The sequence below is a fragment of the Streptomyces carpinensis genome (genome assembly GCF_002154505.1).
Lineage (GTDB): Bacteria > Actinomycetota > Actinomycetes > Streptomycetales > Streptomycetaceae > Streptomyces > Streptomyces carpinensis.
This window is the reverse complement of the sequence record NZ_MUBM01000751.1, coordinates 1-1,030: the sequence shown is the minus strand read 5'-3', so window position 1 is coordinate 1,030 and position 1,030 is coordinate 1. Positions and strand designations below refer to the sequence as shown.

The following is a 1,030-nucleotide window of genomic DNA, read 5'->3' as shown; positions in this document are numbered from 1 at the left end:
GCGCTGGACGGGGTGGCGAGGGCGGCCCCGGTGAGGGGCCCGCAGACGGCGGTGGCCGTCAGGCCGAGGGTGGCGGCCCAGCGCGCGGTGTTCCGCATTGTGTGCTTCCTTCCGCAGGTTTCGATGAGAGACGCCGTGTCCGACTCGGACGGGAGCCGGACCGGCGAGCGGGAGTCTGCCGAGTCCGCCGCCCAAGTCACAATCGGACCCACGGGATTCGGTAACCTTGCGTATTGAATCAGTGGCGCGAAGTCACGGAATTCGAACGTGCCGCCCCCCCGAACCACGGGCCCCTCGATCACAGGATCCGGCCGGTTGGCCGGATCTCCTACGTTCGCCAATCGTCCTGAAACATTCCGCTTCCGCTCTCGGCGCACTCCTCCGCGACCCCTTGTGTTCATGTCCGGCCGGAGTAATCGTCATTACATGATTACGCCAGAGCAACGACAGAAGCTGCGCGGCTGGTTCGCCGGCCGCCTGCCGGACGATCTCTTCGAGGAGCTGGTGGAGGTCACGGTCGACCGCGAGGAGATCACCGTCATCGGGCGCATCCCCGCGCCCCGCCTGGCCGAGGGTGCCTCGGCCACCGAACGGGAGGCGGCCGTCCAGGGCCGCGTCCAGGAGTTCCGGGAGCGCACCCGAGAGGACCGGATGGAGGTGGCCCGCGAGGCCGAGCACCGGTTCCGCCGGAAGGTGTCCTGGGGCGTGGAGTGCGCCGGCGAGCGCGCGATGTTCACGCACGTGGCCGCCCCCGTCATGACCCGGCTGCGCCAGCCGGAGCGGCAGGTCCTGGACACCCTCATCGCGGGCGGTGTCGCCCGCAGCCGCAGCGACGCCCTCGCCTGGTGCGTGCGCCTGGTCCAGCGGCACACCGACGACTGGCTCACCGAACTGCGGGAGTCGCTGGAACACGTCCAGCGAGTCAGGGCCCAGGGACCCGACGCCGGAACCGGGGACACCCACGACGAGGAGAGGTGACCGGACGGCACAGGAGGCGGTGGAGGATTCATCCACCGCCTCCTGTGCCGTC

Annotated in this window: 1 protein-coding gene and 1 pseudogene; one reads left to right on the top strand and one right to left on the bottom strand. The window is 70.1% G+C overall.

What is annotated here, in order from left to right; translation table 11 throughout:
- Positions 1–98: pseudogene (locus BZY54_RS54525) on the bottom strand (protease inhibitor protein); the annotation flags it as partial.
- A 328-nt stretch (positions 99–426) separates the two neighbouring features.
- On the opposite strand from BZY54_RS54525, the gene BZY54_RS48530 reads away from it, so the two are divergent.
- Positions 427–978 carry a hypothetical protein gene (locus BZY54_RS48530; RefSeq protein WP_086731587.1) on the top strand — a complete coding sequence of 184 codons (552 nt, stop codon included), beginning with the start codon at positions 427–429 and terminating at the stop codon, positions 976–978.
- The last annotated feature ends 52 nt before the right edge of the window (positions 979–1,030 follow it).

Excerpts from the sequence above, each read along its gene's own strand:
- BZY54_RS48530 (WP_086731587.1), top strand. The coding sequence starts at position 427 with ATGATTACGCCAGAGCAACGACAGAAGCTGCGCGGCTGGTTCGCCGGC.